Annotated in this window: 20 protein-coding genes; 11 read left to right on the top strand and 9 right to left on the bottom strand. The window is 68.6% G+C overall.

Features of this window, described 5'->3' with window-relative positions:
* Positions 1-3: 3 nt before the first annotated feature.
* Both ASPU41_RS22515 and pucL read right to left on the bottom strand, forming a co-directional pair.
* Complete coding sequence (locus ASPU41_RS22515; RefSeq protein WP_157356929.1) at positions 4-180, bottom strand: hypothetical protein; 177 nt, start codon at positions 178-180, stop codon at positions 4-6.
* A 123-nt stretch (positions 181-303) separates the two neighbouring features.
* Complete coding sequence (gene pucL, locus ASPU41_RS03900; protein ID WP_069949809.1) at positions 304-1,212, bottom strand: factor-independent urate hydroxylase; 909 nt, start codon at positions 1,210-1,212, stop codon at positions 304-306.
* 459 nt (positions 1,213-1,671) lie between these two features.
* Here pucL and ASPU41_RS03895 point away from each other — a divergent pair, with 459 nt between their 5' ends.
* The 4 genes from ASPU41_RS03895 to ASPU41_RS03880 all read left to right on the top strand — a co-directional run bounded on the left by ASPU41_RS03895 (position 1,672) and on the right by ASPU41_RS03880 (position 7,161).
* The gene (locus ASPU41_RS03895) at positions 1,672-2,166 is read left to right on the top strand and encodes a nucleoside deaminase (protein ID WP_069949808.1); all 495 of its coding nucleotides are present in this window, start codon (positions 1,672-1,674) and stop codon (positions 2,164-2,166) included.
* Positions 2,167-2,288: 122 nt separating this feature from the next.
* Positions 2,289-3,245 (top strand): FAD binding domain-containing protein, encoded by a 957-nt coding sequence (locus ASPU41_RS03890; protein WP_069949807.1) that lies wholly within the window; start codon positions 2,289-2,291, stop codon positions 3,243-3,245.
* A gap of 2 nt (positions 3,246-3,247) precedes the next feature.
* A complete protein-coding gene (locus ASPU41_RS03885; RefSeq protein ID WP_069949806.1) occupies positions 3,248-6,088 on the top strand; it encodes a molybdopterin-dependent oxidoreductase in 2,841 nt (946 codons plus the stop codon).
* Positions 6,089-6,177: 89 nt separating this feature from the next.
* Complete coding sequence (locus ASPU41_RS03880) at positions 6,178-7,161, top strand: aldo/keto reductase (RefSeq protein ID WP_069952465.1); 984 nt, start codon at positions 6,178-6,180, stop codon at positions 7,159-7,161.
* Between the two features lie 95 nt (positions 7,162-7,256).
* Here ASPU41_RS03880 and ASPU41_RS03875 read toward each other — a convergent pair whose 3' ends face one another.
* Positions 7,257-7,784 carry a DUF488 domain-containing protein gene (locus tag ASPU41_RS03875; RefSeq protein ID WP_069949805.1) on the bottom strand — a complete coding sequence of 176 codons (528 nt, stop codon included), beginning with the start codon at positions 7,782-7,784 and terminating at the stop codon, positions 7,257-7,259.
* Positions 7,785-7,901: 117 nt separating this feature from the next.
* On the opposite strand from ASPU41_RS03875, the gene ASPU41_RS03870 reads away from it, so the two are divergent.
* Positions 7,902-8,543 (top strand): uracil-DNA glycosylase, encoded by a 642-nt coding sequence (locus ASPU41_RS03870; RefSeq protein ID WP_069949804.1) that lies wholly within the window; start codon positions 7,902-7,904, stop codon positions 8,541-8,543.
* Between the two features lie 81 nt (positions 8,544-8,624).
* Here ASPU41_RS03870 and nboR read toward each other — a convergent pair whose 3' ends face one another.
* Genes nboR through uraD form a run of 3 tightly spaced genes read right to left on the bottom strand, consistent with a single transcriptional unit; the run spans position 8,625 to position 10,100 of the window.
* The gene (gene nboR / locus ASPU41_RS03865) at positions 8,625-9,233 is read right to left on the bottom strand and encodes a nicotine blue oxidoreductase (RefSeq protein WP_069949803.1); all 609 of its coding nucleotides are present in this window, start codon (positions 9,231-9,233) and stop codon (positions 8,625-8,627) included.
* A 31-nt stretch (positions 9,234-9,264) separates the two neighbouring features.
* Positions 9,265-9,606 (bottom strand): hydroxyisourate hydrolase, encoded by a 342-nt coding sequence (gene uraH / locus ASPU41_RS03860; RefSeq protein ID WP_069949802.1) that lies wholly within the window; start codon positions 9,604-9,606, stop codon positions 9,265-9,267.
* Positions 9,603-10,100, bottom strand: coding sequence for a 2-oxo-4-hydroxy-4-carboxy-5-ureidoimidazoline decarboxylase (gene uraD, locus ASPU41_RS03855; protein ID WP_069949801.1), 498 nt, complete (start codon positions 10,098-10,100; stop codon positions 9,603-9,605). Before uraD ends, uraH begins: the two co-directional genes overlap by 4 nt.
* Positions 10,101-10,228: 128 nt before the next feature.
* Here uraD and ASPU41_RS03850 point away from each other — a divergent pair, with 128 nt between their 5' ends.
* The gene (locus ASPU41_RS03850; RefSeq protein ID WP_083266350.1) at positions 10,229-10,486 is read left to right on the top strand and encodes a hypothetical protein; all 258 of its coding nucleotides are present in this window, start codon (positions 10,229-10,231) and stop codon (positions 10,484-10,486) included.
* 201 nt (positions 10,487-10,687) lie between these two features.
* On the opposite strand, the gene ASPU41_RS03845 is transcribed toward ASPU41_RS03850, so the two are convergent.
* Together ASPU41_RS03845 and ASPU41_RS03840 are read right to left on the bottom strand one after the other, a co-directional pair.
* Positions 10,688-11,200, bottom strand: a complete 513-nt coding sequence (locus ASPU41_RS03845; RefSeq protein WP_157356928.1) for a hypothetical protein — start codon at positions 11,198-11,200, stop codon at positions 10,688-10,690.
* 281 nt (positions 11,201-11,481) lie between these two features.
* Positions 11,482-12,327 (bottom strand): alpha/beta fold hydrolase, encoded by an 846-nt coding sequence (locus ASPU41_RS03840; RefSeq protein ID WP_069949799.1) that lies wholly within the window; start codon positions 12,325-12,327, stop codon positions 11,482-11,484.
* Positions 12,328-12,506: 179 nt separating this feature from the next.
* Between ASPU41_RS03840 and ASPU41_RS22980 the strand changes: the two genes are divergently transcribed.
* Positions 12,507-12,674 (top strand): hypothetical protein, encoded by a 168-nt coding sequence (locus ASPU41_RS22980; RefSeq protein WP_192815714.1) that lies wholly within the window; start codon positions 12,507-12,509, stop codon positions 12,672-12,674.
* Between the two features lie 73 nt (positions 12,675-12,747).
* Here ASPU41_RS22980 and ASPU41_RS03835 read toward each other — a convergent pair whose 3' ends face one another.
* Entirely contained in the window at positions 12,748-13,668 is a 921-nt protein-coding gene (locus tag ASPU41_RS03835) for a serine hydrolase (RefSeq protein WP_083266349.1), read from the bottom strand.
* A 218-nt stretch (positions 13,669-13,886) separates the two neighbouring features.
* Between ASPU41_RS03835 and ASPU41_RS03830 the strand changes: the two genes are divergently transcribed.
* From ASPU41_RS03830 to ASPU41_RS03815, 4 genes are all read left to right on the top strand, one after another.
* Complete coding sequence (locus tag ASPU41_RS03830; protein ID WP_069949798.1) at positions 13,887-14,807, top strand: 2-hydroxyacid dehydrogenase; 921 nt, start codon at positions 13,887-13,889, stop codon at positions 14,805-14,807.
* Between the two features lie 188 nt (positions 14,808-14,995).
* A complete protein-coding gene (locus ASPU41_RS03825) occupies positions 14,996-16,021 on the top strand; it encodes a DUF808 domain-containing protein (RefSeq protein ID WP_069949797.1) in 1,026 nt (341 codons plus the stop codon).
* A 139-nt stretch (positions 16,022-16,160) separates the two neighbouring features.
* Positions 16,161-17,900, top strand: coding sequence for an ABC transporter ATP-binding protein (locus ASPU41_RS03820; RefSeq protein ID WP_069949796.1), 1,740 nt, complete (start codon positions 16,161-16,163; stop codon positions 17,898-17,900).
* Positions 17,897-19,936 (top strand): ABC transporter ATP-binding protein, encoded by a 2,040-nt coding sequence (locus tag ASPU41_RS03815; RefSeq protein ID WP_069949795.1) that lies wholly within the window; start codon positions 17,897-17,899, stop codon positions 19,934-19,936. The genes ASPU41_RS03820 and ASPU41_RS03815 overlap by 4 nt, the downstream gene beginning before the upstream one ends.
* The last annotated feature ends 157 nt before the right edge of the window (positions 19,937-20,093 follow it).

The following is a 20,093-nucleotide window of genomic DNA, read 5'->3' as shown; positions in this document are numbered from 1 at the left end:
CGCTCAGCCCGCCAGTTCGTGGGCCGGAATGGTGAGGAAGTCCGTGCAGTCCCCGGAGAGCAGATCCCCGCGGGTGCAGGCGAATCGCTGGTGCAGTTGCTCAAGGAACACCAGGTCCTCGGGGGTGGGAATCTCCTCCGCACGGTCAGCAGGGCAGTGGGCTGAAAGGGTGAGAGCCATCGTGGTCCTTTCCTAGGCTGCGAATCGTGCTGCGAATCAGGCGTCAGGCGATGACCGGAACGCTTTCCGGCGGAGCCTGGTCATGGCGAACACACTAGCGTCCCCGGCGGCGTAAGGCTGCTCCTAGCAGAATCCCGCGATGCCGGACCAGGCGGCTTCGGCCGGCTCCGCATCTTCGCGCTGGACCGTCGCCTCGATCAGGCCGTACGGGCGGTCAGCGGCAAAGAAAACCTCGTTGGGGTTGTCGAGGCCAAACGGCGAGAGGTCCACCAGGAAGTGGTGCTTGTTCGGCATCGAGAACCTGATTTCATCGATCCCGCTGTGTGCTTCCAGGACCTTGGCGCCCATGTCGAACAGGGTCTGCTGCAGGGCGTGTGAGTACTTTTCGGCGAAACCCTCCAGCAGGAGGGCCTTGACGTCCCCGTAGCTCTTGTTGAAATCGAGGGAACCGAAATCCGTCCCGGTCTTGTAGCGCCAGCGGGCGGACACCTCGGTGGCGAGGATCCGGTCGGCGGTCTCCGGCAGGGTGGTGTACTTGTCCCGCGGGTAGCCGGCGAAGCCCGACTGCGTGGACTTCAGGACGGTGAGGTCCTTGAGCCCCGAGATGAGGTGCCGGTCCGCGCCGTCGCGGACCAGCACTGCGGTCCGGACCTCCTGGCCGGTGCGCACGAAGGAGTGGTCGTGGGCGGCGCCGTGGGCCTGGATGCGGTCCCAGCGGTAGGACTCGGCCTCCCAGCGGCCGCCGGTCACCCAGTCGAAGCTCGACGTGAAATGCTCCCCGAGCCGGAGAAGGAACGCCTCCGGGGAACCGATGCCCTCCCGGGCGAAGGCGTAAATGGTGTTCTTCTGCGTGTCCGTGGCCACCACGTGGCTGTTGTCGCCGGCAAGGTGCGCCGCGGCGAAGTCGCCGCGCAGCTGTGAGGTGACGTTGAGGTCTTCGATCTCGTGGCGCGGGGTGTCGCGGGTGATCTTGACGACGCGGACTTCGGCTTTGCCGTACTGGTTCGGTCCAAGGACGATCTTGTTGTTCATGGTGGATTTCCCAACTTCCGGTAGGTGGAATCAAAGTCCCACACAGAAATTTCGCCCGCGTTTCGCGTTCGTTGCCTTCTCGCCGGCCCACAAAAAAGAGCCGACGCCAATTGACGCCAGCTCATTACAACCCTGCCTGCTGCTCCCAGGTCACGCGGCCGGGGCCACGAATTACCCTCAGGCTAACCCGTCCGGTCGGTGCTGTACACAAAAAGATCAGCATGGTGAAAACACGGAAACACCCATTTCACATCACGGAACTGATCTTCCCTAAGACAATGGCGCAGTCCCCATTCCGCTGCTAGTCTCGCTGGTGTCAAAGGCGGGCACCCGGGACTCGGGAGGCTATCTACCAGGCGCAACTTATCCTTCAACGCGCACGCGGAAGCTGATAACCGACGCAGCTGGCTCACCTGTCCGCCTCGGGAAACCGGCTTCCACAGCAAAGGGAGTCGCATCATGACCGTTACCGTCACGGCGCAGGCGTATCTCGCCCGGTCCATCGAGCTGGCCACGGCCAACGTCCTGGACAGCGGAGGTCCTTTTGGGGCCGTCATCGTCACGGCGGACGGACTGTCGTTCGACGGCGTCAACCGCGTCACCGCCACCAACGATCCCACCGCCCACGCCGAGGTCACGGCCATCCGCCGGGCCTGCACGGAGCTGGGCCGGTTCGAGCTCAGCGGATCAACGCTGTACACCAGCTGCGAACCGTGCCCCATGTGTCTGGCCTCAGCGCTCTGGGCCCGCGTGGACCGCGTTGTTTTCGCCGCCGACCGCCACGACGCCGCCTCGGTCGGATTCGACGACGCCGTGTTCTACGAGTTCTTCGAGAACAACCGGCCCGATGCCGTCCTGCCCGTGCGGCAGCTGACGCTGGACGGTCCGGGCGCGCCGCCCGTGCTGCAGCCCTTCACCACCTGGAACCGGCTCCAGAGCCGGACCGACTACTAGCCCTCGGCCGGGGTTGCCGTTTCCGCTGCGCTTTCAGACCGGCGCGACAGGGATCCGGGCCGCGAACGTCCGAATCCGCAGCGGTTTCCGGCGCACCTGGCCGGCCGTAAACAGGAGATGCCATGGACATGAACACCATCGAGGCGGTGGTCCGCACCGCGGATCCGTCCGACTGGCGGGCCGGGGACGCCTGGCTGGCCGGCGGCACCGTGCTGTTTTCCTACGGCAGCTTCGCCTTCGGTGCGGAACCGCTCCGGCGGCTGCTGGACCTCGGCTCCACCGGCTGGCCGGCCATCACGGTCTCGGAAGCCGGGATTGAGCTCGCGGCCACCTGCACCGTCGCGGAGCTCTATGCGCTTCCCGCCGGCGACACCGGCCGGACGCACGCGGCCGCCTGGCCTGCGCTGGAGCTGATCCGGCCGTGCTGCGATTCGTTCGTGGCGTCCTTCAAGGTCTGGAACATGTCCACCGTGGGCGGGAACCTCTGCACCTCCCTGCCGGCCGGTCCCATGATCTCGCTCTGCGCGGCCCTGGACGGGGTGGCCGCGGTGCTCGGTCCGGGCGGTGCCCGCCGCACCGTCCCGGTGGCGCAGTTCGTCACCGGGAACGGGCGCAACTGCCTGGCACCCGGCGAGCTGCTCCGCATCATCCACCTCCCGGCGTCGGCCCTCGCCTCCCGGGTGGCGTTCCGCCGGCTGTCGCTGAGCAACCTGGGACGGTCCGGAGTGCTGCTGATCGGAAGGCTCGACGCCGGCGGCGGACTCGTCCTCACCGTCACCGCCGCCACCCAGCGCCCCGTGCAGCTGCGCCTCGCGGCGCCGACCGGCACCTCTGCCGGCGCCGCGACGTCGCCGGCAGCCCTTGCCGAAGCGCTGGATGCCGCCATCCCGGACGGGCTCTACCACGACGACATCCACGGCCTGCCCGACTGGCGCAAGGACATGACCTACCGGCTCGCCGAGGAAATCCGCGCCGAACTGGCAGCCCCGGCGGGCACCCGGCCCGCACGCGTGTCCGGCGACCTCTGGCCCCCGCGGCGCGCATCACCGCAGGATCCGGCACCGCAGGACGGGGACTGAGCATGTCCATCGAAATCAACGGCGCCCCGGCGCAGGCCGGCCCGAGGCCGGGGCAGTGCCTGCGGACGTTCCTGCGGGAGCAGGGCAACTTCGGCGTGAAGAAAGGCTGCGACGGCGGCGACTGCGGTGCCTGCACCGTCCACGTAGACGGCACCCCGGTGCACAGCTGCATCTACCCCGCGGTCCGCGCCGAGGGCCGTTCCGTGACCACCATTGAGGGCCTGGCCGGGTCCGAGGCCGGCGCCGAAGGCGGCGCGGGCCTGCATCCGATGCAGCAGCAGTTCATGGAGCGGCAGGGCTTTCAGTGCGGTTTCTGCACCGCGGGCATCGTGATGACGGCGGCCACCTTCGATGAGGACCAGAAGGCCAACCTGCCGCGGAACCTCAAGGGGAACCTGTGCCGCTGCACCGGCTACCGGGCCATTGCGGACGCCGTCTGCGGCGAGGCCACGCACGGCGAATCGAGCCACCCGGACCCCGCCGGGACGGGGTCCGGAATCGCCGGAAAGGGCCAGCCCGGGCCGCGTCCCGGCCAGCTCGGCGACGACGTCCCGGCCCCCGCCAGCCAGGCGCTCGTCACCGGCGCGGCGCGCTACACCCTGGACGTCCCGGCGTCGGAGCTTCCGGGGCTGCTGCACCTGAAACTCCTGCGCTCCCCGCACGCCCACGCCCGCGTGCTGTCCATCGATTCCGCCGACGCCCTGCGGATCCCCGGCGTGGAGGCGGTCTTCACCCACGAGGACTCGCCCGCGCAGCTGTTTTCCACGGCGCAGCACGAGCTCTACACCGATGACCCGGACGACACCCGCGTGCTGGACGACGTCGTCCGGTTCGTCGGGCAGCGGATCGCCGCCGTCGTCGCCGACACCGTCGCCGCGGCCGAAGCCGGGGTCCGGGCGCTGAAAGTTCAGTACCAGGTGCTGGACGCGGTGTTCACCCCGCAGGATGCGATGCGCCCCGGGGCCCCGGCGATCCACGGGGACAAGGACGCCCGCACCGCCCGCATCGGCAGGCCGGAGCGGAACGTCGTGGCCGAACTGCACTCCGAACTGGGCGACGTCGCGGCGGCCTTCGCCGCCGCGGACTTCATCCACGAGCAGACCTACCGCACCCAGCGGGTCGCGCACACGGCGCTGGAGACCCATGCCGCCATCGCCGCGATCGACGACGACGGCCGGCTCCAGGTCCGCACCTCCAGCCAGGTGCCCTTCCTGGTCCGGCGCACCCTGGGCCGGGTCTTCGGCCTCCCGGTGGACCGGATCCGGGTGGTCACGGGCCGGGTGGGCGGCGGCTTCGGCGGCAAACAGGAAGTCCTCACCGAGGACATCGTGGCCCTCGCCGCGCTGAAACTGCGGCGGCCGGTGCAGCTCGAATTCACCCGCACCGAGCAGTTCACCGCGGCCACCACCCGGCACCCGTTCACCATCGGGCTCAAAGCCGCCGCCAGCAGCGAGGGCCAACTGACGGCCCTGCAGCTGGAGGTGCTGACCAACGCCGGCGCCTACGGCAACCATTCCGTGGGCGTCATGTTCCACGGCTGCGGCGAATCCCTGGGCGTGTACAACTGCGCCAACAAGAAAGTGGACGCCCACGCGGTCTACACCAACACCGTCCCCTCCGGCGCCTTCCGCGGCTACGGTCTGAGCCAGATGATCTTCGCGATCGAGTCCGCCATCGACGAGCTCGCCACCGGGATCGGTATGGACCCGATGGAATTCCGCCGCCGCAACATGGTCCGCGAGGGCGACGACATGCTCTCCACCCGCCCCGACCCGCAGGAGGACGTGTTCTATGGCAGCTACGGGCTGGACCAGTGCACGCAGCTGGTGCAGGACGCCCTGGCGCGCGGCCGGGAACGCGACCGCGACGCCGGGCCCGGGGACCTCGGCCCGGACTGGGTCACCGGGGAGGGCTCCGCGCTGTCCATGATCGACACCGTCCCGCCGCGGGGCCACTTCGCGCATTCCAGGATCCGGGTCCTGCCGGACGGCAGCTACCAGGTGGACGTGGGGACCGCGGAGTTCGGCAACGGCACCACCACGGTGCACGCGCAGCTCGCCGCCACCGCCCTCTCCACCACCGCGGGCCGGATCACGGTCCGGCAGTCGGACACGGACCTCGTGGACCACGACTCTGGCGCCTTCGGCTCGGCCGGGACGGTGGTGGCCGGGAAGGCCACCCTGGCCGCGGCCGAGGAGCTGGCGGTGCGCATCCGCGCCTTCGCCGCCGGGATCCGGCAGGTCCAGGCCTCCGGGTGCGTGCTGGAGGATGACGCGGTCAGCTGCGAGGGAACCCGGGTGCCGCTGGCGGAACTGTACGACGCCGCCGCAGCGGCCGGCGTCGACCTTTCCGGCGAGGGGCATTGGGGCGGGACCCCGCGGTCGGTGGCGTTCAACGTGCACGGCTTCCGGGTGGCGGTGAACACCGGGACCGGGGAGCTGCGGATCCTGCAGAGCGTCCAGGCGGCCGACGCCGGAGTGGTGGTCAACCCGAGGCAGTGCCGCGGGCAGATCGAAGGCGGCATCGCACAGGCCCTGGGCGCGGCGCTGTATGAGGAGGTCAGGGTCGACGACGCCGGACGGGTCAACACGGATATCCTCCGGCAGTACCACATCCCGACCTTCGCGGACGTGCCGCGCAGCGAGGTGTACTTCGCCGACACGTCCGACAAGCTGGGGCCGCTGGGCGCGAAGTCGATGAGCGAGAGCCCGTTCAATCCGGTCGCGCCGGCACTGGCCAACGCCATCCGGAACGCCACCGGGGTCCGGTTCGCGGAGCTGCCGATCGCCCGGGACCGGATCTACCTGGCCCTGAAGGAAGCAGGCCAGCCCGCCTCCCCCTAACACCAACGCGGGGTCAGATACGGCCCATGTTGTGGGGGTTCTTGGGCCGGATCTGACCCCGCGTTTCTGTTCCGGCCTATAGTCGGATGATGGAACAGCGAATCTTGGGCAAAACCGGACGGAACGTCTCCATTGTTGGACTGGGGACCTGGCAGCTTGGCGCGGACTGGGGCAATGTGGACCCCGCGGAGGCCCGGGCCATCCTGGCCGCCTCCGCGGAAGCAGGTGTCACGTTCTTCGACACCGCGGACGTCTACGGCGACGGCCGCAGCGAGCAGGCAATCGGGGCCTTCCTGGCGGACAATCCGGGCCTGGAGATCACGGTGGCCACCAAGATGGGCCGCCGGGTGGAGCAGCGGCCGGAGAACTACAACCTCGCCAACTTCCGCGAGTGGACGGACCGGTCACGCCGCAACCTGGGCACGGAGCAGCTCGACCTGGTCCAGCTGCACTGCCCGCCCACCGCGGTGTACAGCAACGCCGAAGTCTACGACGCGCTGGACACCCTCGTGGCCGAGGGTGCCATCCGGAACTACGGCGTCAGCGTGGAACGGACCGACGAGGCCCTCGAAGCCCTGCGCCACGCAGGCACCGCCACGGTGCAGATCATCCTCAACGCCTTCCGGCTCAAGCCGCTGGACGAGGTGCTTCCCGCGGCGGAGGCCGCCGGGGTCGGCATCATCGCCCGCGTTCCGCTCGCCTCGGGCCTGCTCTCCGGCAAATACACCGCGGACACCTCCTTCGCGGCGGACGACCACCGGAACTACAACCGCACCGGTTCAGCGTTCGACGTCGGGGAGACCTTCTCCGGCGTGGACTTCGCGCTGGGCCTCAAGGCGGTGACCGAGTTCGAGGAACTGGTGCCCGACGGCGTCAGCACCGCCCAGGCGGCCCTCGCCTGGATCGCGGCACAGGACGGCGTCAGCACGGTGATCCCCGGCGCCCGGAACGTGGACCAGGCGCGCTCCAACGCCGCTGCCGCCGGTGTCAGCGGCATCGATGCAACGTTCGACGTCGGCGTCCACGAAATCTATGACCGCTACTTCCGCGAGTCGATCCACCCGCGCTGGTAGCCCCTCCTCAAACCAACGCGGGGTCAGATCCGGCCCATGTTGGGGCCTTTCTTGGGCCGTAGCTGACCCCGCGTTGTGGTTTGGGTTACCGGCCGTTACTGGTCTGCGGGGTACCAGAGCCTTTGCCCCTCGACGCGGGCGAAAGGGGTCAGGGTGTGGGGCTTGGCGGACTTCTCGGTCATGATGTCCAGGACCTGGACGTTCCGGACCAGCAGCGCGTCACCGATCAGCGAGCGGTGGCAGCGCCACGGGACGGCTTCGGCGCACATGATCGCGGCATTGTTGGTCCGTCCGCGTTCGATCAGCTGCTCGATGGCACTGGAAAACTCCTCGGTCTGCATGTAGTCCGCGTACCCCCGGAAGGACGCGTTCCGCCAGGCGCCGTTGGGGCTGTCTTTCCGGGCGTGCCGCAGGCCGCCGAGGGATTCCATCCGCCGGTACGTGATCCCGCTGGCACGCACGCTCGCGGCCAGGGCGTCACCGTTGAACTGCGGATTGTGCCGCGATTTGGGGACGGTGCGCACATCGATCAGCTTCTTGACCCCGTGGGCCCGCAGGATGTCGATGAATTCGTCGATCGGATGAGTGGAATGACCCACCGTGAAAATGGTCATGTCCTTCATGCCACCATGCTAAGGCGGCGCTTCCGCCACGTGCCGGGGGCGAAGTGGCCTGTGCCGCCGGCGCAGCAGCCCGGATATTCTGGGTGGCTTACAAGCTGCCAAGGGAACGGGCACGGAATGACTTCATCCTCGATCGACCGCTTTGTTGACCGGCTCGCGGCCGTGGAAACGGGGCCGGGGTGCACCAACTTCTTCGATCACACCGTGCCGGGGAATGCGCAGCGGCGCCGGAACCTGTCGATCTACCTGCGGGAAATGCTGGACCGCGCCCCCACGGTGCTTCTGGTGGGGGAGGCCCCCGGTTTCAGGGGCATGAGGATCACCGGCGTTCCCTTCACCAACCGCACGATGCTCCAGGGACCCGCCAACAGCTTCGGGCTGTTCGGGCCGGGGAAGGGATACGTGCTGCCGGCGGAAGCTGCGGGAGTTGCGGCGGAGCCGACGGCCACGGTGATGTGGGAAGTGCTGGCGGAGCTGGACTTCCTTCCCCTGCTCTGGAGTGCCTGCCCCTGGCACACCCACGTGCCGGGACGGCCGCTGTCCAACCGCACTCCGACGGCAGCCGAAGCGGCGCTGGGAACCCCGTTCTGGCAGGCGCTGACTGAGGAGTTTGCAATCGAAGCGGTGGTGGCCGTGGGCAACGTGGCGCACCGAAGCCTGCAGCGCAGCGGCCTGGACGTGCCGAAAATCAGGCACCCCGCCCACGGCGGCCGGTCCGGTTTCAAACGGGGACTGCAGCAGCTGCTCGCGCCCCCGTAAAACCCCAACGCGGGGTCAGTTGCGGCCCATCCGGAGGGGTCCAATGGGCCGTATCTGACCCCGCGTTGTGGTTTGGCAGCGCTAGTCGAGGAGATGCAGCTGCTCGGGGGAGTCGAGGTCCTCGCCGCCGGAGAGCTCGCCGCAGTCCACAAGGTCGATCAGCTCCGGATGGGCCTGCAGGAAGACCCGCGCCCCGGCGTCCCCCGTTGCCGCTTCCGCGGCGCCGGCGCGCAGGCTGGAATCCAGGAGCAGCGGATGCCCCCGCCGCAGCTTCCCGTCGGGTTCGCGGTAGGCGGCAGAAGTGACGCGCCCCGGCCGGTGGGATGCCAGCAAGCGTGAGACAGCTTCAGGGCTCAGGCCGGGCTGGTCCACGAGCGCGATGAGCACGTGGTCCTCCGGGGCTGCCGCGGCCACGCCCAGCCGGAACGAGCTGCCCATCCCGGTGGCCCAGTCCGGGTTGTCGATGACCCGGTGCCGGCTGAGGTCGGTGGCGGCGCGGACCCCTGCCGCGTCCGCGCCGAGCACCGTCACCACCTCCCGGCAGCCGCCCGCGAGCAGCACGTCTGCCAGCACTTCAACGAGCGTGCGGCCGCGGAACGGGAGCAGCGCCTTGGGCCCGAGCCCCAGCCGCGTCCCGGCGCCGGCGGCGAGCAGCACCGCCGTCGTTTGTGGTGCTCCGCTGTCGCCCATCAGCCCACCCTAACGCCCGACGGCGGCAGGCTCAGCTGCCCCGGTAGGTGGAATAGGCGAACGGGCTCAGCAGGAGCGGCACATGGTAGTGGCCCTCCGACTCCGCCACTTCAAAGGTGAGAATGACTTCGGGGAAGAACGTTTCGGTGCCGCGGGCGGCGAAGTACTTTCCCGTATCGAAGACCAGGCGGTATGTGCCCGAGGGCAGCCGTTCCGGACCCAGCTGCCTGATGCGCCCGTCGGAGTCCGTGGCGCCGGCCGCGATCTGGACCCACTGTCCGCCGTCGAGCGCATGGAGGGTGACCGGCACGTCCGCCGCCGGCCTGCCGGAGCCGGTATCGAGTACATGGGTGGTTACGTGCGACATGCTCATCTGCCCATCAGTCGTTCGAGTCGGAGCACCGCGATTTCACGCAGCTGCTGGCCAATGATTGCCTGTTCTTCCTCCGGTGTGTGGGTCAGCCGGGTGTGGAGCGCGGCCAGAACCTCCCCGCGGCTGCGGCCGGCTGCGCGGATCAGGAACACCTGCCCGAACTTCTCCTCATAGACGCGGTTGCCGTCCGCCAGGGCCGCCGCCATGGCCGCATCGGCTTCACCGAGTCCGGCCTGTTCCGACTGGGACAGCCCGGCCTCGGTGCTGGATCCCTGCGCCTGCTCGCCGATCCGGGGGTGGCGGGCGAGCGCCGCTTCAATCTCCGCCGGGGTGAACGGGTCCGCGGCGCTGCGGCCCGCCTCGAGCAGCGCGTTGAGGCTGGCGTAGGGCCGTGCGTCGATGAGCTCATCGATCCAGCGCTGGATGTCCAGGCAGGGGCGCAGGGAACCGGCTGCCTCCGCCCGGCCGGCCGCGTTGAACTGTTCAAGGTCCATGGAACTCAAGGTACACGGGACAGCTCCGCGAGTTCCGAATTCCAGACTGGATGTCCACCGGTCAGTCAGCCAGTCCGCTCGCGACGTTAGTGTGGGTAGGATCCAATCCACAGAGGAAAGGCACCGTTGTGAGTGATCCGAATCAACCCAGCACCGATCCGGCCGGCCTGCGGGGCCCGGGCGACCCGGACGCCGTCGAGTCCCGCGAAGCTGTCGAAGTCCACCAGCCGCACGCCGAACCCGGCCGCCAGGGGAACATCCGTGAGGAACAGCTGACCCAGGCCGCAGGGACGGTGCCCGCCGCCTACGTCGGTTCGGGGGCCCCCGAGGCGGAGGACAAACCTGAAGACGCCGCGGACACCGGCATGTGGGACGAAGAGACCTAGGAATTACACCCAGGCTCCACCCTGCCGGGGTGGAGGGGGACGTGGCCCTGCGGTCCGGCGGCACTTTGCGGCCGCCCGGCCTGGAGAGTGACTCCCCAGGCCCGGCGTTTCGTGTCGAAGTGCCCCCGGTTGGCGCCGGGACGTGACCCGGAGTGCCCCAAACAGGCGTCACGGGGGCCGCCGGAGGAGTCAGGGGACAGGTCAGCTGGCTCCTGGCGCGGAGTCGCTGCTGCAGGGGCAGTCGTGGATCCTGGCCACGTCGCTCTTCTCCCAGCGGGTCCAGTCGGACCAATTGTCGCTGTTGCCGCTGCGGACGCGGAAGGAAACGAGCTGGTAGACCTCGTTGTGGTCCGATTTCTTCGGCACGTCCCAGTAGCTGTGCAGCGTCACGGAGTCGTCACGGGGACCGAAGGACTCCTCGAACGTGGACTTCCCTAGGAGATCGTCACGTCCGTGGTCGTCGTCTTCGAAACGCAGTTGCCGGATCTCCACGGTCTTGTTGCCGTCGCAGTCCACATAGATCCGGAAGTCCACTTCATGGTGGTGCTGGGTGGGTTTCAGCGGATCCACTGTGCAGCCTCGTTCGGTGGTTGAGGCGGTGGCCGGCCCGGCCAATGCAACAGATCCCCCGATGAGCCCCAAGGCGAGGGCCGGGACGAGCACGATCCTGGCCGCCAACGGGGGGGATTTTCTTGGTGAATTGATGATGGACATTCGTTTTGGTCCTTGTGACTGAGGATCCGAATCTCTAGCCCTGGATGGAGCCCGCCATGATCACACCGCGGCAACACCGCAAGTGAGCGCGGCGGCAATCCCCTCCAGCTTCAATTGCCTCGCCCGTCGTCTGCGGCGAGTCACACCGGCGTCCACTCGAGCCAGTTGAGGGACCCTGTCCTTCAATCCTGCGCCTGCTGCGGCCCGTGAGCAATAGGCCCGGGGCGGGCCGGCCCGGACCGCACCAGGCCGCCCGCCCAGCCCGCCCCAGGCGACTCAGCCTAAACCTGCGGCTTCGCCAGGAACCCCAGCAGCGCCTCGTTGACTTCGGCGGCGTGGGTCCAGAGCATGCCGTGGGGTGCGCCCTCGATCTCCACGTACTCGGCACTGGGCAGGGCCTTGGTGAACTGCCGGCCGGTGACGTCGATCGGAAGGATTCTGTCCGCGGTGCCGTGCACGATCAGCGCGGGGACGTCGATCTTGGGGATGTCGGCGCGGAAGTCGGTGAGCCAAGCGGGCTGCGCGGCGGCCGAGGCGGTGGGCCCGGCCGAGGCGGCGAGGTTCCAGCCCGCCCGCATGACCTCCTCGCTGAGCCGGGGCGTGCCGAGGAAGGTATCGCTGTTGTAGAAGTTCTGGAAGAACTCGGTGAAGAAGGCATAGCGGTCGGCCGTCACAGCCTCCATCAGCCCGTCGAACACGGCCTGCGGGACGCCGCCGGGGTTGTCCTCGGCCTGCAGGACGTAGGGTTCCAGCGAGGCGAGGAACACAGCCTTCGCCACCCGGGCCGAACCGTAGGTGCCGAGGTAGCGGCCCACCTCGCCGGTTCCCATCGAGAAGCCCACCAGCACGGCGTCGTTCAGGTCCAGAGTGGTGAGCAGGGTGTCCAGGTCCGCGGCGAAAGTGTCGTAGTCATAGCCGTCGCTGGGCTTGCTGGACTGGCCGAAGCCGCGGCGGTCGTAGGTGATGACGCGATAGCCGGCGCCGAGCAGGGCCGTGGTCTGCTTCTCCCAGGAGGATCCGTCCAGGGGGTAGCCGTGGATCAGGACCACCGGCTGCCCGGTCCCGTGGTCCTCGTAGTGGAGCTCGACGTCGGTGCTGTTCTCGGTTCCAACCTTGATGTAAGCCATGTCAGCGGTCCTCTCGGTACGGTTCGCAAAGTAAGTCCGGGCAGGAGCGGCCCGGCGCTGGTGCCACTGTACGGAACCAACGCGGCGCGGCGACAGCGTGTTCCCGGGATCCGCATTTTGGCCATAGATACCCCTAGGGGTATAGTGGTGATAACGGACCTACCAATAAGGAGAACCAGATGTGCCGACAGGTTGCATGCAAGAAGTGCGGTAAGACCACCTGGGCTGGCTGCGGCCAGCACGTTGATCAGGTCATGCGCGGCGTCAAGAGCGCCGACCGCTGCAAGGGTCACGAGGGTGAAGTCAGCACCAAGACCGGCTTCTTCGCCAAGCTCTTCGGCCGCTAGCCCCGGTTCTCCAGCTGGAACGCCGAGCCCCCGCTGCACATTGTGCAGCGGGGGCTCGGCCCGTTAACGGCCCTCACTTCTCCAGCAGCGCCCTCGTGACAACCTCTGTCAGTCCGTGAATCATGGCCAGGCGTTCCTCGCTCTCGCCGTCCTCGCCCCAGGAGTAGATAGTCAGCGCGTACGAGCGCTCGCCGGAGGACAGGAGGGCCGCGTCGTGGACATAGCCCTCCAGCTCGCCGTACTTGTGCCGGACCGTGATGTCCGGGCCGACGGCGGCGGGGATGAGCCGTTCGTTGTTGGTCTGCTGCATGTAGCCGAGCAGCTCCTCGGTGTGCTCGGCATTGAGCAGTTTCCCGGTGGAGAGCTGCTTCAGCAGGTCCGTCATCTCGGCCGGCGTCAGCAGGTTCTGCTCGGGGTCGTAGCTGATCCCGATGGACGCGGCGTATTCGATCAGCTTGGGGTAGCCGATGTCCTGCATCAGCAGCAGCCAGGCGTCGTTGCTGCTCGCGTTGACCATCGACTTGACCTGGAAAGCGGCGTCGAAGCTCCCCAGGGGCACGTCCAGCGACTTCTCGCCGGTTTCCACCAGATGGTAGTAGGCCGCCGCGGTGATGATCTTGGCGGTGCTGGCGGCCACGAACTCGGACCCGTCGCCGTAGCTGCGCTGTTCCCCGTCGCGGGTGTCCGCCAGCGCGACGCCGATCCGGTAGCCGGAGTTTTCCGCCAGGATCCGCTGGATCTCGGTGTCGAGGTCGACGGCGGCCCGCGGGGCCTGCGTCTCCGGGGCCTGCGTTTCCTGGGCCGCTGCGGACTGCTCCTGCCACGGGCCCTGCGGGCTGTCGAGGAAGTCCGTCCCGGGGGTCGGCCCGGTGCGGACGACGGCGACGGAGACCGCGCCCAGCAGCACAAGGGCCGTGGCCGCCCAGACCAGGAGCAGCTTGGCCCCGGCGGTGAGGGAACGGGCGGCCGGACGGGATGGTCCCGAGGTGTTCATGGTGCAGGACCTTTCACGTCACAAGAGGGGGTTTCCTGCAATGTATGCCCGGCCGGGGGGCATGTCCAAAAGCCGCGCGGGGCGACCCGAAGCTGAGGGCAAACTCCCAGCCGGGAGCGGGCCGGAGATGTGACACGGCCCGCAGCGGAAGCACCGGTAAGCACCGGTACGCACCGGGAGCACCGGCAAGCGGCGGCCGCACCATTAGGCTGGCAGCTATGCCGAGGAAAATTACTGTCAGCCTGCCGGACCCGACCCTGCGGGAGTACCTCCAGCCCCACCCGGACGTCACCGTCCTGGAATGGGACCTGACCGGGGAACCGCCCCGGCCGCGGATCGAGATCGTGGTCCCGCCGTACATGGGCGGCATGGAGGTCCTGCGCAACCTGGAAGCGGTGGACACCGCTCTCGTGCAGAGCCAGTCGATCGGATACGACGGCGTCACGGAATGGCTGCCTGCGGGCAGGGTGTTCGCCAACGCCGCCAGCGTCCACGAAACCTCCACCGCCGAAATGACCCTGGCGCTGATCCTGGCCAGCCAGCGCGAGCTCCCGCGGCTGCTGCAGAACCAGCAGGAGGGCCGCTGGGAGACCCGGCCTACCGCCAGCCTCGCGGACCGGCGTGTGCTGATCGTCGGCTACGGGGGCGTCGGCAAGGCCATCGAGGACCGCCTGCTGCCCTTCGAAACCACCGTGACCCGGGTGGCCAGCAGGGAACGGTCGGACCCGCGCGGCCACGTCCACGGCATCGCGGAGCTGCACACCCTGCTGCCGGAACACGACATCGTGATCGTGGGCGTTCCGCTCAGCGACGCGACCCGCCACCTCGTCGACGATGCCTTCCTGGCGGCCATGCCCGACGGCGCGCTGGTCGTCAACGTCGCCCGCGGACCGGTCGCGGACACCGACGCCCTTCTCCGGCACACCAGCTCCGGACGGATCCGCGCCGCCCTGGACGTCACCGATCCCGAGCCGCTGCCGCAGGACCACCCGCTGTGGCGGACCCCCGGCGTCATCATCAGCCCGCACGTGGGCGGGGCCAGCTCGGCGATGCGCCCGCGGATGGGAAAGCTCATCCAGCGGCAGATCGAGCTGATGCTGGCGGGCGAACCGCCGGTGAACGTGGTGCTCGGCCCATAAAAGGCACTCCGGGTCCTGATTGAATCGGAGTCAATGCGCGCAGCCGTGGGCTGGCGCCGTCCCGGCTAACGCACGCCACTGCCGTCGGCGTGCTGCCCGCCACCCTATAATTTGAGCATGCCAATCACGAGCCTTGACCGAGGCAACCTCGTCCAGCCGTCCGCCGTCGAGCAGTTTGGAAGCGGGCTGTGAGCGGCGGTCTCGTCGCCCTGCTGGACGACATCGCAGCCCTGGCCCGCATCGCGGCCGCCTCGGTGGACGACGTCGCGGCCGGAGCGGCCAAGGCGGGGGCCAAGGCAGCCGGCGTCGTCATTGACGACGCCGCAGTCACCCCTCAGTACGTGTCCGGGGCGGACCCGTCCCGCGAACTGCCGATGATCAAGAAGATCTTCTGGGGCTCGCTCCGAAACAAGCTGCTGATCATCCTGCCGGCGCTGCTGCTCATCAGCGCCTTCATCCCGGGCGTCATTCCGTTCATCCTCATGCTGGGCGGCACGTACCTCTGCTACGAGGGTGCCGAGAAGGTCTGGCACAAGCTCCGCGGCCAGCACGAGGCCGAGGAAGACACGCCGGCGGTCGACCGGGGCCCGGAGGCGGAGGCCAAGGTCACCAAGGGCGCCATCACCACCGACTTCATCCTCTCCTGCGAGATCATGGTCATCGCGATGAACGAGATCTCCGCCGAGTCCATTTGGGCCCGGGCGGCCATCCTGGTTGTCGTGGCGCTCGCGATTACGGTGGCCGTGTACGGCGCCGTCGCACTCATCGTCAAGATGGACGACATCGGCCTGCACCTGACCACCAAGGACTCCGCGGGATCCAAGCGCTTCGGCGAGCTGCTCGTCAAGGGGATGCCCGCCGTGCTGACCACGATCACCGTGATCGGGACGGTCGCCATGCTGTGGGTGGGCGGCCACATCATGCTGCAGGGCGCCTACGACCTCGGCTGGCACCTGCCGTATGACCTGGTCCACGTCCTCGAGGCTCCGTTCGCCGGGATCGCGGTGGCGGGCGGCTTCCTGGCCTGGCTCGTGAACACCCTGTGCTCCGCCGTCCTCGGACTCGCCTGGGGCCTCCTCGTGATGGCCGTCCTGCACCCGCTGCTCAAAGTGCTGCCGTTCGGCAAGAAGACGGACGGGCATGAAGGGGGCGACGTCCGCGCCGCCGTCGACGGCCATCAGCCGGCGAAACACGACGCCGATCCCGCCTCCTAACTCGTGCCCATGACCCGCACGCCCGCCGTCGCCGGAGGGCGAACCGCCGGTCCCGGTGAGAGGAACCCGGCCCACGCCCGGCCTCCGGACGTAAACTGACCTTCGGATCACACGGCGGAACGCGTGGCTGGGAGTACGGATGCTCTGGAAACTGCTCGTTGAATTCCTGCGGCCGCAGCGCGGGCTGCTGCTCGCCGTCGTCGTCCTCCAGCTGGCGCAGTCCATCGCCTCGCTGTACCTGCCCACCCTGAACGCGGACATCATCGACCAGGGCGTGGCCAAGGGGGACACGGACTACATCCTGCGAGTCGGCGGGGTGATGCTGCTGGTGACCCTGCTGCAGATCGCCTGCGCCATCGCCGCCGTGTACTTCGGGGCGAAAGCGGCGATGGCGATGGGCCGGGACGTGCGCGGGGCGATCTTCAGCCAGGTCGCGGCCTTTTCCGAACAGGAGATCACCCGCTTCGGCGCACCGAGCCTGATCACCCGGTCCACCAACGACGTCCAGCAGGTCCAGCAATTGGTGCTGGTCTCCGCCACCCTGATGGTGGCCGCGCCCATGCTCAGTGTCGGCGGGGTGATCATGGCGATCCGGCAGGACGTGCAGCTCTCCTGGCTGATCGCGGTCAGTGTCCCGGTGCTGATGGGGGCGGTGGGGCTGATCATCACCCGGATGGTCCCGCTGTTCCGGCTCATGCAGACCCGGATCGACACCGTGAACCGGGTGCTCCGCGAACAGCTCACCGGCATCCGCGTGGTCCGCGCCTTCGTCCGCGAGGATGTAGAGACCGCCCGCTTCGGCCGGGCCAACGAGGACGTCACGGACACCGCCCTGCGCGCCGGCCGGCTGATGGCGCTCGCGTTCCCCACCGTCATGCTGGTGCTGAACGTCTCGTCCGTGGCCGTGATCTGGTTCGGCGCGTTCCGGATCCAGGACGGCTCCATGCAGGTGGGCACCATGATCGCGTTCCTGAGCTACCTCATGCAGATCCTGATGTCCGTCATGATGGCCACGTTCATGGCGATCATGATCCCGCGCGCGGCGGTCTCCGCGGACCGGATCGGCGAGGTGCTGGGGACCGAGTCCAGCGTCCGGCCGCCGGAACACCCGCTGGACTTTTCCGGCCGCACCGGCCGCGGCGAGCTGGAAATGCGCGACGTCGGGTTCGCCTACCCGGGTGCCGAGCAGCCGGTCCTGTCCGGGATCAGCTTCACCGCCCGGGCGGGGCAGACGACGGCGCTCATCGGCGCCACCGGCTCCGGCAAGACCACCCTGGTGAACCTGATGCCGAGGCTCTTCGACGCCACCTCCGGCTCGGTCCGGATCGACGGCGTGGACGTCCGGGAGCTGCACCCGGACCTGCTCTGGGGGCACGTCGGGCTGGTCCCGCAGCGGCCCTACCTGTTCTCCGGCACGGTGCGCAGCAACCTGCTCTACGGCAAGCCGGACGCCACCGAGGACGAACTCTGGCAGGCGCTGTCCATTGCGCAGGCGGAGGACTTCGTCCGGGAGATGGACGGCGGGCTGGACGCGCCGATCTCGCAGGGCGGCACCAACGTCTCCGGCGGGCAGCGGCAGCGGATCGCGATCGCCCGGGCACTGGTGAAACGGCCCGAGCTCTACATCTTTGACGATTCCTTCTCCTCGCTGGACACCGCCACGGACGCCCGGCTCCGGCAGGCGCTCCGGCAGCACACCGCCGGCGCCACCCTGGTGATCATCGCCCAGCGGGTGTCCAGCATTGTGGACGCGGACCAGATCCTGGTGCTCGACGACGGCCGGATCGTCGCGCACGGCACGCACCAGGAGCTGCTGGAGGCCTCGGAGACGTACCAGGAGATTGTGAACTCCCAGCTGGCGGCGGAGGAGGCGGCATGAGCGCCGCCAACCGCACCGGGCCGGCCGCGCCGGCCGGCGGATCGGGGCCCGGCGGGGGAGCCGGGGCACCCGGCGCCGCCCCCGCCGTCGAACGCATCCCCCGCCCGCGCGGCGGCCCCGGCCACGGCGGGCCGTTCGCCGGGATGAACGTGCCCGCGGAGAAGGCGATGAATTTCGGCCCCTCCGCCAGACGGCTGCTGGGCCAGCTCCGGCCCGAGCGGCTCTGGCTGGTGCTGGTCCTGATGCTCGCGGTGGTGAGTGTGGCGTTCTCGGTGATCGGGCCGCGGCTGCTGGGCGAGGGCACCAACCTGATCTTCGCCGGCGTCGTGTCCCGGGATCTGCCGGCCGGGATGAGCCAGGAGCAGCTGATCGCCGGGCTGCGCGCCGCGGGCGAGGACCGGCAGGCGGACATGCTCAGTGCCATGACGCTGACGCCGGGCACGGGGATCGACTTCGCCGCGCTGGCCACCGTGCTGCTGTGGGCGCTGGTGCTGTACGTGCTGGCCTCGGGCTTTATGTGGATCCAGGCGTATATCCTCAACGGCGTGGTGCAGCGCACCATGTTCCGGCTGCGCGAGCGGATCGAGGCCAAGATCAACCGGCTCCCGCTGCGCTACTTCGACACCGTGCAGCGCGGCGAGCTGCTCAGCCGGGTCACCAACGACGTGGACAACATCTCGCAGAGCCTGCAGCAGTCCATCAGCCAGGCGGTCACCTCGCTGCTGACCGTGCTGGGCGTGCTGGTGATGATGTTCATCCTCTCGCCCACGCTGGCGCTGATCGCGCTGATCACCGTGCCGCTGACGCTGGTGACGACGACGGTGATCGCCAAGCGCTCGCAGAAGCTGTTCGTGGCGCAGTGGAAGCACACGGGGGAGCTGAACGGGCAGATCGAGGAGACGTACACAGGGCACGCGCTGGTGAAGGTGTTCGGCCGGCAGCGGGAGGTGGAGGAGCGGTTCCGGCAGAAGAACGCGGAGCTGTATGAGGCCAGTTTCGGCGCGCAGTTCGTGTCCGGGCTGATCATGCCGGCCATGACGTTCATCGGGAACCTGGTCTATGTGGGGATCGCCGTGGTGGGCGGCCTGCAGGTGGCCGCCGGGGCGATGCAGCTCGGCGATGTGCAGGCGTTCATCCAGTACTCGCGGCAGTTCACCCAGCCGCTGGCCCAGCTGGGGTCGATGGCGAACCTGCTGCAGTCCGGGGTGGCATCGGCCGAGCGGGTGTTTGAGCTGCTGGACACCGAGGAGCAGTCGCCTGATCCTGCGCCCGGGGTGGCACCGGCGGCGACGCGGGGGCGGCTGGTGTTCGAGAACGTCTCGTTCGCCTATTCGCCGGAGAAGCCGCTGATCACGGACCTGAGTCTGGTGGCCGAGCCGGGGCAGACCGTGGCGATTGTCGGCCCGACCGGGGCGGGGAAGACCACGCTGGTGAACCTGATGATGCGCTTCTACGAGCTCGACGCCGGCCGGATCACGCTCGACGGCGTGGACGTCACCACGATGACCCGCGACGAGCTGCGCTCGCGGATGGGCATGGTGCTGCAGGACACCTGGCTGTTCGGCGGGACCATCCGGGACAACATAGTCTACGGCCGGCCTGCTGCTACTGAAGAGGAGATCCTCGAGGCCGCAAAGGCGACGTACGTGGACCGGTTCGTGCGCTCCCTGCCGGAGGGCTACGACACGGTGCTGGACGACGAGGGCTCCAATGTGTCCGCGGGGGAGAAGCAGCTGCTGACGATCGCCCGGGCGTTCCTGGCCAGGCCCTCTGTTTTGATTTTGGATGAAGCGACTTCTTCTGTGGACACACGGACCGAGGTGCTGGTGCAGAAGGCGATGAGCGCGCTGCGGTCGGACCGGACGAGCTTCGTGATCGCCCACCGCCTGTCCACCATCCGCGACGCCGACCTCATCCTGGTGATGGAGGCCGGCCAGATCGTGGAGCAGGGCACGCACGCTGAGCTGCTGGCCGCGGGCGGGGCTTACGCGGCGCTGTATGCCGCGCAGTTCGCGGCTCCTGTGGCGGAGGTTTAGGGGTCCAATACGTTTCTTGTCCCAGTAGCGGGGTAGCAGCTCGTGTCGCCTCTGCGCGCCCGAACCTTACGTAACGGCCCTTATCGGCTAAGAAATAACGGGAGTAGAAGTGGATGCGAGAACTCCCGTCTGCTGAAGAATTAGGCGTTTCCGCAGG

The sequence above is a fragment of the Arthrobacter sp. U41 genome (assembly GCF_001750145.1).
Taxonomy (GTDB): domain Bacteria; phylum Actinomycetota; class Actinomycetes; order Actinomycetales; family Micrococcaceae; genus Arthrobacter.
The sequence above is the reverse complement of the archived record's forward strand: the minus strand, read 5'-3'. Positions and strand labels throughout refer to the sequence as shown.

Excerpts from the sequence above, each read along its gene's own strand:
- ASPU41_RS22515 (WP_157356929.1), bottom strand. The coding sequence starts at position 180 with ATGGCTCTCACCCTTTCAGCCCACTGCCCTGCTGACCGTGCGGAGGAG.
- pucL (WP_069949809.1), bottom strand. The coding sequence starts at position 1,212 with ATGAACAACAAGATCGTCCTTGGACCGAACCAGTACGGCAAAGCCGAA.
- ASPU41_RS03895 (WP_069949808.1), top strand. The coding sequence starts at position 1,672 with ATGACCGTTACCGTCACGGCGCAGGCGTATCTCGCCCGGTCCATCGAG.
- ASPU41_RS03890 (WP_069949807.1), top strand. The coding sequence starts at position 2,289 with ATGGACATGAACACCATCGAGGCGGTGGTCCGCACCGCGGATCCGTCC.
- ASPU41_RS03885 (WP_069949806.1), top strand. The coding sequence starts at position 3,248 with ATGTCCATCGAAATCAACGGCGCCCCGGCGCAGGCCGGCCCGAGGCCG.
- ASPU41_RS03880 (WP_069952465.1), top strand. The coding sequence starts at position 6,178 with ATGGAACAGCGAATCTTGGGCAAAACCGGACGGAACGTCTCCATTGTT.
- ASPU41_RS03875 (WP_069949805.1), bottom strand. The coding sequence starts at position 7,784 with ATGAAGGACATGACCATTTTCACGGTGGGTCATTCCACTCATCCGATC.
- ASPU41_RS03870 (WP_069949804.1), top strand. The coding sequence starts at position 7,902 with ATGACTTCATCCTCGATCGACCGCTTTGTTGACCGGCTCGCGGCCGTG.
- nboR (WP_069949803.1), bottom strand. The coding sequence starts at position 9,233 with ATGGGCGACAGCGGAGCACCACAAACGACGGCGGTGCTGCTCGCCGCC.
- uraH (WP_069949802.1), bottom strand. The coding sequence starts at position 9,606 with ATGAGCATGTCGCACGTAACCACCCATGTACTCGATACCGGCTCCGGC.
- uraD (WP_069949801.1), bottom strand. The coding sequence starts at position 10,100 with ATGGACCTTGAACAGTTCAACGCGGCCGGCCGGGCGGAGGCAGCCGGT.
- ASPU41_RS03845 (WP_157356928.1), bottom strand. The coding sequence starts at position 11,200 with ATGTCCATCATCAATTCACCAAGAAAATCCCCCCCGTTGGCGGCCAGG.
- ASPU41_RS03840 (WP_069949799.1), bottom strand. The coding sequence starts at position 12,327 with ATGGCTTACATCAAGGTTGGAACCGAGAACAGCACCGACGTCGAGCTC.
- ASPU41_RS22980 (WP_192815714.1), top strand. The coding sequence starts at position 12,507 with ATGTGCCGACAGGTTGCATGCAAGAAGTGCGGTAAGACCACCTGGGCT.
- ASPU41_RS03835 (WP_083266349.1), bottom strand. The coding sequence starts at position 13,668 with ATGAACACCTCGGGACCATCCCGTCCGGCCGCCCGTTCCCTCACCGCC.
- ASPU41_RS03830 (WP_069949798.1), top strand. The coding sequence starts at position 13,887 with ATGCCGAGGAAAATTACTGTCAGCCTGCCGGACCCGACCCTGCGGGAG.
- ASPU41_RS03820 (WP_069949796.1), top strand. The coding sequence starts at position 16,161 with ATGCTCTGGAAACTGCTCGTTGAATTCCTGCGGCCGCAGCGCGGGCTG.
- ASPU41_RS03815 (WP_069949795.1), top strand. The coding sequence starts at position 17,897 with ATGAGCGCCGCCAACCGCACCGGGCCGGCCGCGCCGGCCGGCGGATCG.